Annotated in this window: 13 protein-coding genes; 8 read left to right on the top strand and 5 right to left on the bottom strand. The window is 44.0% G+C overall.

All coding sequences use genetic code 11. The annotated features are described in order from the left end of the window. Positions 1-17: 17 nt before the first annotated feature. The 3 genes from odhB to sucD all read left to right on the top strand — a co-directional run bounded on the left by odhB (position 18) and on the right by sucD (position 3477). Entirely contained in the window at positions 18-1226 is a 1209-nt protein-coding gene (gene odhB / locus R7E38_RS15460; RefSeq protein WP_154204757.1) for a 2-oxoglutarate dehydrogenase complex dihydrolipoyllysine-residue succinyltransferase, read from the top strand. A 212-nt stretch (positions 1227-1438) separates the two neighbouring features. Next, positions 1439-2605: an ADP-forming succinate--CoA ligase subunit beta gene (sucC, locus tag R7E38_RS15465; RefSeq protein WP_226083838.1), complete on the top strand. Its 1167-nt coding sequence runs from the start codon at positions 1439-1441 to the stop codon at positions 2603-2605. Then, positions 2605-3477, top strand: a complete 873-nt coding sequence (gene sucD / locus R7E38_RS15470) for a succinate--CoA ligase subunit alpha (RefSeq protein ID WP_005382181.1) — start codon at positions 2605-2607, stop codon at positions 3475-3477. The genes sucC and sucD overlap by 1 nt, the downstream gene beginning before the upstream one ends. 118 nt (positions 3478-3595) lie before the next feature. Here the strand turns inward: sucD and znuB are convergent, their stop codons facing one another. Further along, positions 3596-4381, bottom strand: coding sequence for a zinc ABC transporter permease subunit ZnuB (znuB, locus tag R7E38_RS15475; RefSeq protein WP_005382183.1), 786 nt, complete (start codon positions 4379-4381; stop codon positions 3596-3598). Continuing rightward, complete coding sequence (gene znuC, locus R7E38_RS15480) at positions 4374-5162, bottom strand: zinc ABC transporter ATP-binding protein ZnuC (protein ID WP_005382185.1); 789 nt, start codon at positions 5160-5162, stop codon at positions 4374-4376. The genes znuB and znuC overlap by 8 nt, the downstream gene beginning before the upstream one ends. A gap of 78 nt (positions 5163-5240) precedes the next feature. Between znuC and znuA the strand changes: the two genes are divergently transcribed. The 5 genes from znuA to R7E38_RS15505 all read left to right on the top strand — a co-directional run bounded on the left by znuA (position 5241) and on the right by R7E38_RS15505 (position 13273). Further along, the gene (gene znuA / locus R7E38_RS15485) at positions 5241-6128 is read left to right on the top strand and encodes a zinc ABC transporter substrate-binding protein ZnuA (RefSeq protein WP_033906913.1); all 888 of its coding nucleotides are present in this window, start codon (positions 5241-5243) and stop codon (positions 6126-6128) included. A gap of 202 nt (positions 6129-6330) precedes the next feature. After that, positions 6331-9708 carry an AraC family transcriptional regulator gene (locus R7E38_RS15490; RefSeq protein ID WP_064353711.1) on the top strand — a complete coding sequence of 1126 codons (3378 nt, stop codon included), beginning with the start codon at positions 6331-6333 and terminating at the stop codon, positions 9706-9708. Positions 9709-10542: 834 nt separating this feature from the next. Continuing rightward, positions 10543-10770 (top strand): FeoA family protein, encoded by a 228-nt coding sequence (locus tag R7E38_RS15495; protein WP_005382190.1) that lies wholly within the window; start codon positions 10543-10545, stop codon positions 10768-10770. Further along, positions 10770-13046: a Fe(2+) transporter permease subunit FeoB gene (gene feoB, locus R7E38_RS15500; RefSeq protein ID WP_226083839.1), complete on the top strand. Its 2277-nt coding sequence runs from the start codon at positions 10770-10772 to the stop codon at positions 13044-13046. Before R7E38_RS15495 ends, feoB begins: the two co-directional genes overlap by 1 nt. Further along, positions 13043-13273, top strand: coding sequence for a FeoC-like transcriptional regulator (locus R7E38_RS15505; protein WP_053303289.1), 231 nt, complete (start codon positions 13043-13045; stop codon positions 13271-13273). The genes feoB and R7E38_RS15505 overlap by 4 nt, the downstream gene beginning before the upstream one ends. Before the next feature lie 108 nt (positions 13274-13381). On the opposite strand, the gene R7E38_RS15510 is transcribed toward R7E38_RS15505, so the two are convergent. The 3 genes from R7E38_RS15510 to argS all read right to left on the bottom strand — a co-directional run bounded on the left by R7E38_RS15510 (position 13382) and on the right by argS (position 16340). After that, positions 13382-13903, bottom strand: a complete 522-nt coding sequence (locus R7E38_RS15510; protein WP_213964194.1) for a YqhA family protein — start codon at positions 13901-13903, stop codon at positions 13382-13384. A 150-nt stretch (positions 13904-14053) separates the two neighbouring features. Beyond that, positions 14054-14482: an HIT family protein gene (locus R7E38_RS15515; RefSeq protein ID WP_005382194.1), complete on the bottom strand. Its 429-nt coding sequence runs from the start codon at positions 14480-14482 to the stop codon at positions 14054-14056. 124 nt (positions 14483-14606) lie between these two features. Further along, positions 14607-16340 carry an arginine--tRNA ligase gene (argS, locus tag R7E38_RS15520; RefSeq protein WP_054576704.1) on the bottom strand — a complete coding sequence of 578 codons (1734 nt, stop codon included), beginning with the start codon at positions 16338-16340 and terminating at the stop codon, positions 14607-14609. Positions 16341-16450 lie beyond the last annotated feature (110 nt).

The raw sequence follows: 16450 nt of genomic DNA on the forward strand, positions 1-16450 counted from the left end.
TAAAGGAAGAAACAGATATGACAATTGAAATTCTGGTTCCAGATTTACCTGAATCAGTTGCTGATGCAACCGTAGCGACATGGCACAAACAACCAGGCGACGCAGTAGAGCGTGACGAGGTTTTGGTTGACATCGAAACAGACAAAGTTGTGCTAGAAGTTCCAGCTCCGGAAGCTGGCGTTTTAGAAGCTATTGTTGAAGCAGAAGGTGCGACAGTACTTTCTAAACAAATTATTGCTAAATTGAAGCCAGGCGCAGTTGCAGGTGAACCAACTGCAGACAAAACAGAAGGTACTGAAGCATCTCCTGATAAGCGTCACAAAGCTGCGCTTAGCGAAGAAAGTAATGACGCACTAAGCCCAGCAGTGCGCCGTTTATTGGCTGAACATGGCTTAGAAGCAAGCCAAGTGAAAGGCACTGGTGTTGGTGGTCGTATTACGCGCGAAGATATTGAAGCGCATCTTGCGAACGCTAAATCTACGTCAAAAGAAGACTCGCCAGCAGTGGTTGACGTGCCAGCAGCAGCTCGCAGTCAGAAACGTGTTCCAATGACTCGCCTTCGTAAGACAGTTGCTAACCGTCTGCTAGAAGCGAAGAACAACACGGCAATGCTAACGACGTTTAACGAAGTGAACATGAAACCAATCATGGACCTTCGTAAGCAGTACAAAGATCAGTTCGAAGAGCGTCACGGTATTCGTTTGGGCTTCATGTCTTTCTACGTGAAAGCAGTAACAGAAGCGCTTAAGCGTTACCCAGAAGTAAATGCTTCGATTGATGGCGATGACATTGTTTACCACAACTACTTCGACATTAGCATGGCGGTATCAACGCCACGTGGTCTAGTTACACCTGTCCTAAAAGACTGTGACAAGCTTGGTTTTGCTGATGTTGAAAAAGGCATCAAAGAGCTGGCTATTAAAGGTCGTGATGGCAAGCTAACGGTAGACGAGCTAATGGGCGGTAACTTCACTATCACAAACGGTGGTGTGTTCGGTTCACTAATGTCTACACCAATCATCAACCCACCTCAATCAGCGATTCTTGGTATGCATAAGATCCAAGAGCGTCCGATGGCAGTGGATGGCAAAGTTGAAATCTTGCCGATGATGTACCTAGCGCTATCTTACGATCACCGCCTAATTGATGGTCGTGAATCAGTTGGCTTCCTAGTAACGATTAAAGAGTTACTAGAGGACCCAGCACGTCTCCTATTAGACGTTTAATATCGCTAAAACGTCTAGTTATCGTAGGTAGCTAGACGTTAAAAATTTCAATGGCTAGACTAGCTCAACGTTTGGCCTTCATTTGAATCCTTCAGTATGAGAACTCATATGAAGGATTGATTTGAGAAGACCCTACAGACGTACAAGCAGCCAAGACTGCAGCGTTATGGAAATAATAAATCCCTTAAGGGAAAAACAAACGGAATATCGAAATGAATTTGCATGAATACCAAGCCAAACAGCTGTTTGCAGAATTCGGTTTGCCTGTGCCAGAAGGCTACGCGTGTGATACACCACAAGAAGCTTTTGAAGCCGCAGGCCGTATTAGTACAGCCAAGAAAGTAGTTAAATGTCAGGTTCACGCTGGTGGCCGTGGTAAAGCGGGTGGCGTAGAGCTACACGATACAAAAGAAGGCGTTAAAGAGTTTGCACAGAAGTGGTTAGGTAAAAACCTAGTAACTTACCAAACTGACGCTAACGGTCAGCCAGTAACAAAAATCCTTGTTGAAGAAGCTTCAAATATTGCGAACGAACTATACCTAGGTGCGGTAGTTGACCGTGCTAGCCGTAAGATCGTTTTCATGGCTTCTACCGAAGGTGGTGTGGAAATTGAAAAAGTTGCGGAAGAAACGCCGGAACTCATCCACAAAGCAGCAATTGACCCACTAGTAGGTCCACAAGCTTACCAAGGTCGTGAGCTAGCGTTCAAACTTGGTCTTGAAGGCGACCAAATCAAACAATTCGTTAAGATCTTTATGGGTCTTGGCACTATGTTCTCTCAGTACGATCTTGCTCTGCTAGAGATCAACCCACTTGTGGTTACTGGCGAAGGCAACTTGCTATGTCTTGACGGTAAGATCAACATCGACTCAAACGCACTGTATCGTCAGCCTAAGCTTCGTGAAATGCACGATCCTTCACAAGAAGATGAGCGTGAAGCACACGCAGCTCAGTGGGAGCTGAACTACGTAGCACTAGACGGTAACGTTGGCTGTATGGTTAACGGTGCAGGCCTAGCAATGGGTACGATGGATATCGTAAACCTACACGGCGGCAAACCAGCTAACTTCTTAGATGTAGGTGGCGGCGCGACGAAAGAGCGTGTTGCTGAAGCTTTCAAGATCATTCTATCTGATGACAATGTGAAAGCGGTACTTGTTAACATCTTCGGTGGTATTGTACGTTGTGACATGATTGCAGAAGGTATTATCGGTGCGGTTAAAGAGGTTGGCGTAAGCGTACCTGTTGTTGTTCGTCTTGAAGGTACTAACGCTGACCTAGGTCGCGAAGTTCTTGCTAATTCTGATGTTGATATCATTGCTGCTGAGTCGCTAACTGATGCTGCTCAGAAAGTTGTTGCTGCTGCGGAGGCTAAATAATGTCTGTATTAATTAACAAAGACACTAAAGTAATCTGTCAGGGGTTCACTGGTGGTCAAGGTACTTTCCACTCAGAGCAAGCTATCGCATACGGTACGCAAATGGTTGGCGGTGTGTCTCCAGGTAAAGGTGGCCAAACTCACCTAGGTCTTCCTGTATTCAACACAGTTCGTGAAGCAGTAGAAGCGACTGGCGCAACAGCGACAGTCATCTACGTACCAGCACCTTTCTGTAAAGATGCAATCCTAGAAGCGATTGACGCGGGTATCGAGCTAATCGTAACGATTACTGAAGGTATCCCTACTACAGATATGATCGACGTAAAAGTGAAGCTAGAAGAAACTGGCGTTCGCATGATTGGTCCTAACTGTCCGGGCGTTATCACTCCTGATGAGTGTAAGATCGGTATCATGCCTGGTCACATCCACAAGAAAGGCAAAGTAGGTATTGTATCTCGTAGCGGTACTCTAACTTACGAAGCAGTTAAACAAACCACTGACGAAGGTTTCGGCCAGTCTACTTGTGTTGGTATCGGTGGTGACCCAATCCCGGGTTCAAACTTCATTGATATCCTAAAACTGTTCCAAGAAGACCCTGAGACAGAAGCGATCGTTATGATCGGTGAGATCGGTGGTACTGCAGAAGAAGAAGCAGCAGCATACATTAAAGAAAATGTAACGAAGCCAGTGGTTTCTTACATTGCTGGTGTAACTGCGCCTCCTGGTAAGCGTATGGGCCATGCTGGTGCGATTATCTCTGGTGGTAAAGGTACTGCTGAAGACAAGTTCGCTGCACTAGAAGCGGCTGGCGTTAAAACTGTGAAATCTCTAGCAGAGATTGGCCAAGGTCTACGTGAAGTGACGGGTTGGTAATCGACCACACTACTTAATAAGTATTAAAAAGCCTGCGACTTCGCAGGCTTTCTTTTTCCGTTTCCGTGGGTTTATGTTTGTTGTTAGCAAGGTCTTTCGCGTTTAATGCTCAATGCGATTATGCTTTGCTTTTAATCAGCTGGCTCAGCATAAATAAGGATGTTGCGCTGATCACTACAGAAGGGCCGGCCGGTGTATCGAAGTGCCATGATAGGCTAAGCCCCATCAGTACTGCCACTGAGCCAATAATGGATGCGAACAATGCCATTTGCTCTGGTGATGAAGAGACTTTACGTGCTGTTGCGGCTGGGATAATTAGGAGCGAAGTCATGATCAACGCGCCAACGAACTTCATACCTACTGCGATTACTACACCCACCATTAGCATTAACACCAATCTAACTAAGTCTGTATTCACGCCCTCAACAGCGGCAAGTTCTTCACTAACAGTGCTAGAAAGCAGTGGGCGCCAGAAGACGTACAAACACGCACTTACCGCAACAACACCAGCGTAAATAAACATCAGGTCTTGTGGAGAGACGGCAAGTAAGTCCCCAAATAGGTAGCTCATTAAATCGACGCGCACGTTTTCCAAAAAGCTAACCGATACTAAACCGATAGAGAGTGCACTGTGTGCCAAGATACCTAACAACGTGTCTGTAGCCACAAGTTGTTGCTTTTGCAGAGTGACAAGCAAAACGGCCAGAGCTAAACAGCAGACGAGTAGCGCAAGGTAGAGATTTACGTTGAGCAAGAAGCCCAGCGCTAAGCCCATTAACGATGCATGAGCTAGGGTATCTCCGAAGTAAGCCATTTTACGCCAAACGACAAATGACCCAAGTGGACCGGCAATGATCGCGATACCAATACCAGCAAGAATAGAAGGTAGGAGAAACTCAATCATGATGGTGATGTCCGTGTTTATGGTGGGAGCATGATGTCGCATCACCGCTTACTGGCGTTCCGGATAAATCGTGATGATGGTGCTCATGGTCGTGATGATAAAACGCGAGAGACTCTCTCGCTGCATTGCCAAATAGTGCGATGTAAGAAGGGTGCTGAGTAATAGTGGCAGGTGAACCTGAGCAGCAAACATGGTGATGCAGACAAATAACATCGTCCGTTTTCGCCATCACTAAATGTAAGTCATGCGATACCATAAATACGCCACAATCAAAGCGGTGACGAATGCTCTCAATTAAGTCATAGAGATCGATTTGACCTTGGATATCCACCCCCTGAGCTGGTTCGTCTAATACTAATAGCTGAGGACGCTGAAGCAGAGCGCGCGCCAGTAACACTCGTTGGTTTTCACCACCGGATAAGCGATGCATATTACTATTAAGTAAATGTTCAGCGCCAACAAGCCTTAATGCATCAATGCACTCCTGCTTACTGTATTTTCCTGCTAAATTTAGGAAGCGGGTTACATTCAATGGAAGGGAGTCATTGAGCTTCAACTTTTGAGGAACGTAACCAATTTTCAGTTTTCTTTGTCGGTTCAACTTGCCGCTAGTTGGCTTTTGAAGACCTAAGATAACTTTGACTAACGTTGATTTTCCCGCTCCATTGGGACCAATTAGGGTAGTTATTTTGCCCTTTTCTAATTCCATACTAATGTTATCGAGAACTCTGCGGCCATCGAACTCGACGCATAACTGCTCAAGATGGACTAAGGAAGACATGAATGAAACTCATTTGCAAATCAATAATGTTATAATGTAACATTATCTCACTTTCCACGCCATATCCCAAGTAAAACTATGAAAAGAGCATTAATTCTTGCTGCCTCAGCAATGTTAACACTTCCAGCACAGGCAGTAACGGTACTGACGAGTATCAAACCTATTCAGTTGTTAGTAACAGAGCTTACTCAAGGAGTAACTTCACCAGACGTGCTATTGCAGTCTAACACATCACCCCATGACTATGCTTTGCGTCCATCGGATGTTAAAAAGGTCGCTTCGGCTGATTTGGTTATTTGGTACGGACATGATCTTGAACCGTTTCTAGAGAAAGTTGTTTCGGATAGATCGAATACTTTGACTATTAGTCAAATTCCAAATCTAGAATTGCGTGAATTTGATAGTGAGCACAACCATGACCATGATGGGCACGATCATGGCTCACATGATCCGCACTTTTGGCTAGGTGTAAGCCAAGCACAACAAGTGGCCAAGGCTGTTGTGAATCAACTTGTATCACTTGATCCGGAAAATGCAGCTCAATATCAAGCGAACCTCAAAAAGTTTGAACTCGAGCTAAAAGACACTGACCAACAGATAAAGCAGAAGCTGGCACCAGTAAAAAACAAAGGTTACTTTGTATTCCATGATGCTTACGGTTATTTCGAAGATCGTTATGAACTAAATCAAATGGGGCATTTTACTGTGAGCCCAGAACGAAAGCCAGGAGCGAAGACCTTAATTCAAATTCGTCAAAAGCTAAGTGGTGGAGATGTGGCTTGTGTATTTTCTGAACCTCAGTTTACCCCGGCTGTCGTTCAGAGCGTAATGAGAGGCAGTGACGTCGCTAAAGGCGAGCTTGACCCGTTAGGGAGTACAATTGAAGCAAAACCTGGCAGTTACTTTACTTTTCTCAACAATATGGCGAATAGTTTTGAGCAATGCTTGAACAAAAAGTCAGATTAAGTGCTGTCGTAATGTAGGAGTAGTCTTTTTAACGTGATCCAGTAGTAAGAATTACAACCTTTGGTAAGGCGAGCCTTTTCTCAGAAAGTAATTGAGATATCATTACCAATAATTATCAGCTCAAAATAACCGTATCAATCCATGCTTTACAAACGATGAACGGTCACTTTCCGAGCACAAATTGATACAAAAGGTTTTCGTCTTGCTACGCCAATTAGCCCTTGCTCTGTTGGGCTTTGTCTTATCCTACCAAGCATTTGCGCTTCATAATGCAAATGCAATCTTTTACCCTTTGCCAACTCAGGCAAAGGGTACTTTTATCGCGGCTAAAAAGTTGTTCTTGGGTGAAAAGGGCGGTTTGTGGATTCATGACGTACACGGACGAGTCCTGTTTTACGATGGTCAAACTATATTACCTAAATCAGGTAGCTTCCTACAAACGTCGGCTAAGCAGTTGGCTTATCATAAAGGTGCTTTTTGGACCTTTATTGAAAATGAGGTCTATCGAACCTATCCAAATCAGGAACGACGTTTAGTCTTTAGTTTAAATCCAGGCTCACAAATAAGAAAAATAGGGTCTTCAAAGAACTATATTTGGGTGAGTGATGGCGCGCATTTCTATACCTACAATATCGACACTAGCGAATTAAACTCTTTCTCTCTATTGCAGCTCTATCAACATAGTAATAATAGCTACGTTTACATTAATGATGCGGTGCTAGTTGAAACGAAGTGGGCACTAGCAACGACTTCCGGCTTCTATCTTTCTGAAGGTGATAAGTTTGACCATGTCGCTGCCTCAGGTCAAAACTACATTGAGAAAGTCTATTATTCACACACGCGAAGAGAAATTTTGATAGGTACATTGCGTGGCGCTTTAATTTTCAACATTTACCAGCCTGATAAAGAAGTGATTAGAATTGGCGGCTCACATGTTTTGACATTCGCAGAGACAAATCAAGAGTATTGGGTGGGGACAGAGCATGGCCTTTATTTGTACTCATTTTTTTCAGGTGAGGTCACCGAAGTCGCGCCTGCAAGTTTTCTTGAGTTAGAGTTAGACAACACGAAGATTTATTCGTTGTTGAGCGACAATATAGGAGGGATGTGGATTGCGACTAACCAAGGTATTCGTTATTACTCGCTATTTAGTAAAAAATTTGAACGAGTGACCTTTAGTAGTTATGACTCACACACCCTATCAGGACGAATTCGGCAAACTATTGAAGGTCCTGATGGTGCGCTTTGGTTTGCTGATGACCGAAAGATTTATCGTTCAGGAAAGAGTGGGATTAACCAAGTCTTAGAGTTGGAGTCGCAGATCAATGAATTTGCGTTTCAAAACGGCATGCTTTGGCTTGCAACCTCAAAAGGGCTGGAAATATTTGATCTAAATGGTCTCAACAAGATTACATTTCCTTATTTACAGGTTATGGCCGGACATGCCGTAGAGCATGTGACCGTTGATGGTGATGACCGTCTTTGGGTATCAAGCGGATACCATCTTTACAATGTTGATACTGCTGCACAAAGCGTACGAAACTTTGGAAGTGAGTGGCTAGTAAGTCAGTATTTGCCTGCTAAGGTTACGCGCCTATATGATATTGAAGATGCCCTATTAATAGGCACCGATCATGGCGTATACCAATACAGTAATGACAACATCCAGTTTATCCGTTTTTCAGAAAAGTTTGGTGAATCATTAGACATGACCACGGCGGTTGATGGCAGCCAGTGGTTTGCTTCATCTTATGGTGTGTTTAAAACTGATACACGAAGCGATGAAAAACGTGTTGTTGAAATGAGTGAACCCAACGCCAGACCTGCTTGCTTGATCAGAGACAGGCAAGGTGTATGGTTAGCTTCCTCTGTCGGTTTAAGCTATTACCACCTTTCGGGTGAGTTAGTGAAACATTACTCATCGTCATCAGGCTTAATGAACAATGAGTTCCTCCCTGGTATTTGTAGCGTTATACAGCAGACAGAAATTGGTGAGCGAGAGCTTGTTCTGGGGTCGAAGTACGGACTCGTAAAAGCAGAAGCATCCAAGCTGCTTGTATCTAATCCCCCAGAGTCTAAGTTTATTGTTAGCCAAGTTGTGCTTGAAAATGAAGTTCTGCAAGTTGGTAGTGCCGATCTGAATGGGCTCACACTGCCATATGGATCTTCGCTGAGTTTTTTATTCGGTGTGATGCCAAAACCAGACAGTCAAAATTTGTACTATCGATTGAACAACGATGACCCATGGCAAACGTTAGAGGGGGGCCAACTGACACTCGAGCACCTTAGTTCCGGTGAATATCACTTGCAGGTCAGTAATGCGTCTCAAGTTGCCGCTGGAGTCGTTGGTTTAGAATCTCACTTTATCGTCCTTCATCCTTGGTATCTATCGCGATTTGCTATTTTAGGCTTTGTCGTAGCTAGTATTGCGGTCGTTGCAGTACTCGTATTCTGGCGCTCGCGCTACGTTGTACAGGCTAACCGTGATCTAGCAGCTCAAGTGACCCTCAAAACGAATCAGTTAAGACATCAAAGTAGAGTGTTGCTTACGAGCAACCAGCAATTACGTAAACAGATTCAAGTTAGAAACCTACTCGTAGACCATGTAGCTCTATCCATAAAATCAAGCGTCGACTTTATTGTGGCGAAACTACCTATGCCTCTCGATACTGCGACAGAGGATCATTTGGCTAAAACGAATTGGCAGTTAAATGAACTCAAAAGTGTTCCAAGTGATGTAAGTGGTGGGAGTCAGAACTACAACTTGAGTCAGATAACTCAGTCAGTGGTTGATGTATGGCAAGATGACTTTGCAAAAGCGGGTATTTTGGTAGAGCTAGAAGATGAGAGCAAGCAGAGCCGGGTTGCTCTGGAAAGTTTTAATCTTGATGTTATTTTCAATAGCATTTTTGCCAATATCATCAAGCGCTCTTTCCGGGGTCAAACGGTTAGAATTATGCTAGAAAAGGGGCATGATATTGTGTCATTGAGCTTTCTTGATTACGGGACGCAATTACCTAATAAAGTCGCGACTGGGCTTCCATCTAACTTAAATCACTCTGAGTTGAGTATTGACCACCTTGCCCAACTAGTGACAACGAGTGGTGGTTATTTGGCTGTCTTCTCTTCTGATGCTCAAAACAAAGTCGAGATTACATGGCCATCTGCGAAGGAAAGGAGTTATCTGGATGAACCGCAGCAAGAACTCAATCCTGTAACTATTGCAGAAGATCAAGTCACACCAGAGAAAGAGTGGTTGCAAAAAGTCTATCAATTAGTGGCAGAGCATTACCATGATCCTGAATTTGGCACTGCGTCAGCCGCTAAAATGCTGTATATGTCTGAACGCTCTTTGCAGAGGCGTTTTAAATCTGCCTCGTCAAGAACGTTAAAAGACTATGTCACAGAGGTTCGTTTAGAAACGGCGTGTGAACAGTTATTGGCGGGTGAGAAAATCAGTGAAGTCGCCTTTAACTGTGGCTTTAATGATCCATCTTACTTTAGCCAAAAGTTTAAGCTGCATTTTGGTTTGCCCCCTTCCAAGTTTGCTTTGACTCAAGAAAGCCAAGAAATTAACTAGAAAACCTTCATTATACGCTCCCTAGTTAATAGTTAAGATGCTGGGGAGCTGCATACAGTGCTCTATTATTGCTGCAGTTGCTAACGCAGTAAGTTTCATTGTTTCTTCATCACATCTAGCCTACAAATCCATTCTCAACACGTAAGCACGATCACGTTCTATCTGTTAGTCGCGATGTTCATAGCAATAAGCATAAATGGCTTCAAGAGAATGATTTACTGATAGTTGCAACAAATAAATGACAGTTGTATTGCTGTATCAAAAGAGCGTGGTTCATTTGGGGGAGTGATGGCATGCGACATTCGTGAAAACGAAAACTGTGTTGAAAAGATGAATAAGGTAAAGAAGTTTTGAAAGAGGTGAAAAAAAATATCGTGGTATAGCCGGGGGGACTATACCACGGGTGTCAAGGACACCTTCGCTTGCTGCCGGAGTGACATGTTGCCATGCCACCTCTGGAATTTATTAGAGAGGTTGCCCTCTCGATGGAGTAACTATACGAGAGGTTACTTATTTTTCTTATAAAAATAACGCCATGTTTATATGAGAAAAGCGACAACGTTTGGCTTTTTGCTTAAGCCATTGTTTTAATTTGAATTTTTTTGTTTTCTGTCTTGGTTTGTGACATTTTTGTTTCGTTAGGTGTCATTTGTAATTGTTAATTTTGACGTAAATAACGAGAGGAAATTTACGAAGTTAACGTTTGAAAGCGTGAAAACATTTACGGAATCTTTGATTTCACACAAGGATTGAAGGGGTATAGGGGAGTAATATTGGCAACCTAAACTTATTAAATAATAATATTTCTCATTAGCAATACTCTTAAGGGCCACTATGAAGTTATCAGAGATTAATCCTGGCGATACGGTGACGATTCGGTTGTTAGATGGTCTTTCATCAGATATCAGAAAGAAACTCATGGTAATGGGGCTGCTTCCCAATACAGAAGTCAAAGTGATTCGACGTGCGCCAATGGGCGATCCTTTACAAGTCGAAGTCCGTGGTGTGTCTGTCGCATTGCGAGAAACAATTGCTCAGAAAATTGAAGTGGAGCGAGTGTAATGCAATATCAAGTGCTAACCGTAGGTAACCCTAATAGTGGTAAAACGACGCTATTTAATGGTTTAACTGGCGCAAAACAGCAAGTTGGTAACTGGGCAGGCGTCACGGTTGAAAAGAAAACGGGACAATTCAAGCATGCTGGGGATGAGTTTTTGCTCACTGACCTTCCGGGTATTTACTCATTAGACAGTGGTAATGATAGTAATAGTATTGATGAATCCATCGCATCGCGTGCGGTTCTAACTCATCCTGCTGATCTCATTATTAACGTGGTGGATGCTACAAGTTTAGAGCGCAGCTTATACATGACGCTGCAACTTCGCGAACTTGGTCGCCCTATGATTGTTGTCCTCAACAAGATGGATGCGCTAAAGCGTGAACGTCAGATGATTAACGTTGCAGAGCTTGAGAAAACGTTAGGTTGTCCGGTTGTCAGTTTATCTGCAACCAATAAAACTCAAGTGGCAGAGTTTAAAGAAAAGCTTCATAAATCCATCGTTCAAGGAGTGCCACTTAAGGAATTGTCTTTGCATTACGGTGAGAAGATGGAGTCGGCAATTCAAACGGTTTCCGCACTTTTTAACGACCAAACCGTCGCTCATCGTGCACTAGCGATTCGTGCGCTTGAAAAAGACACAATGGTGCTCAATAGTCTTTCTGATATTGATAGAAGCAAAGTATTGGAAGTCATTACGACGTTAGATTTGGATATCGATTTGCATGTCGCGGATACTAAGTACACGCATCTGCATGAACAGTGTAAAAAAGTTCGCCGAAGCGAAGGCAAGTTAAGTCGTAGTGTGACTGAAAGACTCGACCAGTTTATTTTGAACAAGTGGATTGGAATTCCTTTCTTCTTTGTTGTTATGTACCTGATGTTTATGTTCTCGATTAACATCGGTAGTGCATTTATCGACTTTTTTGACATTGGTGTGGGCGCATTGTTGGTTGATGGTGGGCATCACTTGTTAGACGGTCATTTGCCTGTGTGGTTAGTGACGGTTCTTGCTGATGGTATCGGTGGAGGTATCCAGACGGTTGCAACCTTCATTCCGGTTATCGCGTGTTTGTACCTCTTCCTAGCGGTACTTGAGAGCTCAGGTTACATGGCTCGTGCAGCATTCGTACTAGATAAAGTGATGCAGAAGATCGGCCTACCGGGCAAAGCATTTGTACCGTTGGTTCTTGGTTTTGGCTGTAACGTACCGTCAATCATGGCAACTCGTACTCTAGACCAAGAACGTGAGCGTAAACTGGCTGCCTCTATGGCACCATTTATGTCATGTGGTGCTCGTCTGCCTGTATACGCGCTATTCGCTGCGGCATTCTTCCCAGGTTCTGGCCAGAACATTGTATTCGCACTTTACCTACTTGGTATTGTGGCAGCGATCTTCACAGGTCTTTTCCTTAAGCACACGCTTTACCCAGGTAGCAGCGATAGCCTATTGATGGAAATGCCAGATTACGAGCTTCCGACGCTACAAAACGTGGTGATCAAAACTTGGCAAAAGCTAAAGCGCTTTGTACTTGGTGCAGGTAAAACCATCGTTATCGTTGTTGCTATTCTGAGTTTCTTCAACTCATTGGGGACTGATGGCAGTTTTGGTAACGAAGACAGCGAAAACTCTGTGCTTTCTAAAGCAGCGCAAGTTGTGACTCCAGTATTCTCACCAATCGGTGTTCAAGAAGACAACTGGCCAGCGACCGTAGGTATCATTACTGGTATCTTCGCAAAAGAGGCGGTAGTTGGTACGCTGAACAGTCTATACACTACGCCAAGCGACGGTGAAGACGCAGAATTTGATCTAATGGGCAGCCTAGAAGAGGCAGTAATGAGTATCCCTGAAAACCTAGCCGGTTTGAGCTACTCAGATCCACTAGGTATTGAAGTGGGTGACTTAACTGACTCAAATGCCGTTGCAGAAGAGCAAGAAGTCGATGCTTCTATCTTCGGTAACATCAAATCGCAGTTTGCTTCTGGTAATGCCGCATTTGCTTACCTAATCTTTATCCTACTGTACACACCTTGTGTGGCGGCGATGGGTGCTTACGTACGTGAGTTTGGTCATAAGTTCGCACGCTTTATCGCGGTTTGGACAATGGGTTTGGCTTACCTATGTGCGACGTTCTACAACCAATTGACGCATTTCGCAGATAGCCCAGTAACAAGTGGTATTTGGATGGCTGTGATCGTAGCTATCTTCTTTGGCACATACCGTGTGTTCAAACAAGTTGGTAAGAAACAAAACGGTGCATTAGAGGCGCAAATAGCATGATTTTAAAAGAGCTTTATCAATACATTGCAGACAAAGGAACCGTCTCCCAGTCAGATCTGGCTAAACAGTTTGGGATGAGTGAAGATGGCGCCGACGCGATGTTAAGCGTGTGGATTAAGAAGGGTAAAGTTAGCCGCTTAGTTGACACTAATAAAGCTCATGACGTGACTCGAGTTCGCTACTCAGTGACTAAACAAGATGGTTTGTCTCTGACAGTCACCATGTAGCGACTATCAAAATTAGTCACCTAAAAATTATCACGTAAAAACGACAAAGCCGCATCAGCAATGATGCGGCTTTTATTTTGCTGGTTATTGTTTGTGAATACAGCGAAATTAATGCTCTTCAGAGTGTTTAGTCGCGCCTAACCCTAGGAACTTCAAACCAAGACTTAAAACTAAAATCGAAATAGGTAATGTTAAGATCGTCCAATCTAAGCTGTCGAAGTTAATCAGCACGAGCTCTAAGAATTTCACAAACAAGATCACGATGATGACTTCAGCCAAAATGTTTTTTAGATGGCCGATGTTTGGGGTTCTGATCCAATGCAAAACCGACTGCTCTTGTGTTTTCGCTTTAGCTTTGTTGGAAATAAATAGTGTGTAGATGCCGTGAGCAAAGATGAACAAAACTAGTGCGACAAGAAATGTATCCAGTGACTTGATCAAATAAGCGATCGCGATGTCTGCTTTATCTAAATGTGCGAGTGTTTCTGGAGGTGTTTGATTAAGAATGAAGACCGCAAATGCTGAATAGGTTTTTGCTGCACCCATAAGAAAAAGCAAGAATGAAGCAGCCATAGAACAGATGATGGCGATCCAGCTGACGTATCGGAATGTGTTGAAGACTTGTTTCATGATGACCCTCTCTAACTGAGCTGGTAGTCTAAACAAGTTTTATTTTAGTGATAATCCCAGAAAAATGAGAAAGATTGTTACAAATACGTATTAATCTTTCTCTGTCTATTTCAGCCGTATTCAAAGGCGAATTATTTTCGCTTACAGTGCTTATGCTTTTTGGAAAATAGAGCTCAGTGATAACACGTTCTTAATACGACCAAGCAATTCGTTTTGCTCTTCTTCTGTACGGAATTCACCTTTGGTGTTCCCCCAAACCGGTCCCGGCCATGCTACGTCATCTTTGAAGCGAGCAATATGGTGAATGTGCAGCTGTGGCACCATATTACCTAGCGCACCAAGGTTTAGCTTGTCTGGACGGAATGTTGCTTCCAGTGCTTGGCTTACCGCTTGAGACTCTAGCAAAAACTGTTGCTGTTCTTGCATTGGCAAGTGGTGAAGCTCTTTTAGGTTTGCACGTTTAGGGACCAAGATAACCCATGGCACGGCGTTATCTTTATGCAGAAGCGCCACACACAGTGGGAAGTGGCCGATAACGGTGGTGTCTTTTGCCAGTTGAGGGTGCAGTTCAAAACTCATTATGTTGTCCGATTTGAATTGAATGACATCAGTATACGCCAGATAAAACAAAAGGTTGACGCTTTCACGTCAACCTTTGTCATCATTTAGCTTGTGCTACTTAAGCTACCTACGTAAAAGCGGATTACATACGCTCTAGAGTATCAATACCTAGTAGAGACAGACCTTGCTTGATGGTCTTCGCTGTTAGCGCTGCTAGTTTCAGACGGCTTTGTTTCACAGCTTCGTCTTCAGCAACTAGGATAGGGCATGCTTCGTAGAAACTAGAGAACTGACCTGCTAGTTCGAATAGGTAGCTACACATGATGTGCGGTTGGCCTTCGCGAGCGACAGATTGAACCGCTTCTTCGAACTGCATAAGTTTAGCAATAAGTGCTTTCTCTTTCTCATCAGTGATTTTGATGTCACCTTGGAGAGCGTCCATAGCAACACCAGCTTTAGCGAAAATAGAAGCTACGCGAGTGTATGCATACTGCATGTATGGTGCTGTGTTACCTTCAAACGCTAACATGTTGTCCCAATCGAACACGTAGTCAGTCGTACGGTGTTTAGATAAGTCAGAGTATTTAACCGCTGCCATTGCAACTGTTTTAGAGATCTTCTCTTTTTCTTCCGCATCTAGTTCAGGGTTTTTAGATTCGATCAGTTGTGCTGCACGAACTTCTGCTTCATCTAGAAGGTCGGCAAGACGAACGGTACCACCCGCACGAGTTTTGAATGGCTTACCATCTTTACCAAGCATCATGCCGAACGCGTGGTGCTCAAGAGATACTGACTCAGGTACGTAGCCTGCCTTACGAACAATTGTCCAAGCTTGCATTAGGTGCTGGTGTTGACGTGAGTCGATGAAGTAAAGCACACGGTCTGCGCTTAGCTCTTCATAACGATATTTTGCACATGCGATGTCTGTTGTTGTGTATAGGAAACCGCCATCGCGTTTTTGAACGATAACGCCCATTGGTTCGCCATCTTTGTTCTTGTATTCATCTAGGAATACAACTTGCGCGCCATCATCTTCAACGGCAAGACCTTGTTCTTTTAGGTCTGCAACGATCTTAGGAAGCATGTCGTTGTACATGCTCTCGCCCATCACGTCGTCACGAGTCAGTGACACGTTTAGACGGTCGTAGTTGCGCTGGTTTTGGATCATGGTTACATCAACGAGTTTTTTCCACATTTCTGCACAGTACTCGTCACCGCTTTGCAGTTTCACAACGTAGTTTCGCGCCTTTACTGCGAAGTCTTCATCTTCATCGTACAGCTTTTTCGATTCGCGGTAGAAGCCTTCAAGGTCCGCAAGTTCCATAGAAACTTCGCCAGACTCTTGTTGTACACGCTCAAGATTTGCGATGAGCATACCGAACTGAGTACCCCAGTCGCCGATGTGGTTCGCACGGATCACTTTGTGACCTAGGAACTCAAGAGTACGTACTACCGCATCACCGATGATGGTTGAACGTAGGTGACCAACGTGCATTTCTTTAGCAACGTTTGGTGCAGAGTAGTCAGCAACGATAGTTTGAGCTTCGTCTTCTGCAACGCCAAGACGTGAGTCAGCCAGTGCTGCTTCCGCTTGTTTTGCTAGGAACTCTTCGCTTAGGAAAATGTTGATGAAACCAGGGCCAGCGATTTCTGTCTTGCTCGCAATACCATCTAGGTCTAGAACATCCAGTACTTTCTGTGCAAATTCTCGTGGGTTAGTACCCAGTTTTTTAGCAACGCCCATTACGCCGTTTGCTTGGTAGTCACCAAATTGTGGCTTTGCTGATTGGCGTACTGCCGCAGGACTGCCTGCAGGTGCGCCAGCGGCTTCTAGAGCCTGAGATACTTTGTCATTAATAAGTGCTTGGATATTCACACGCGTTTCCTTCAATTCAAGGACGAAGAACTCGGCGAAGTAAGTGCCGAGTTCTGTTGGAGTTCACAAAAATGGGGCTAATGATAACAACTTTATTGCTTTTCATACAG

The organism is Vibrio sp. Vb2131, assembly GCF_033338535.1.
Classification (GTDB): Bacteria; Pseudomonadota; Gammaproteobacteria; order Enterobacterales; family Vibrionaceae; genus Vibrio; species Vibrio alginolyticus.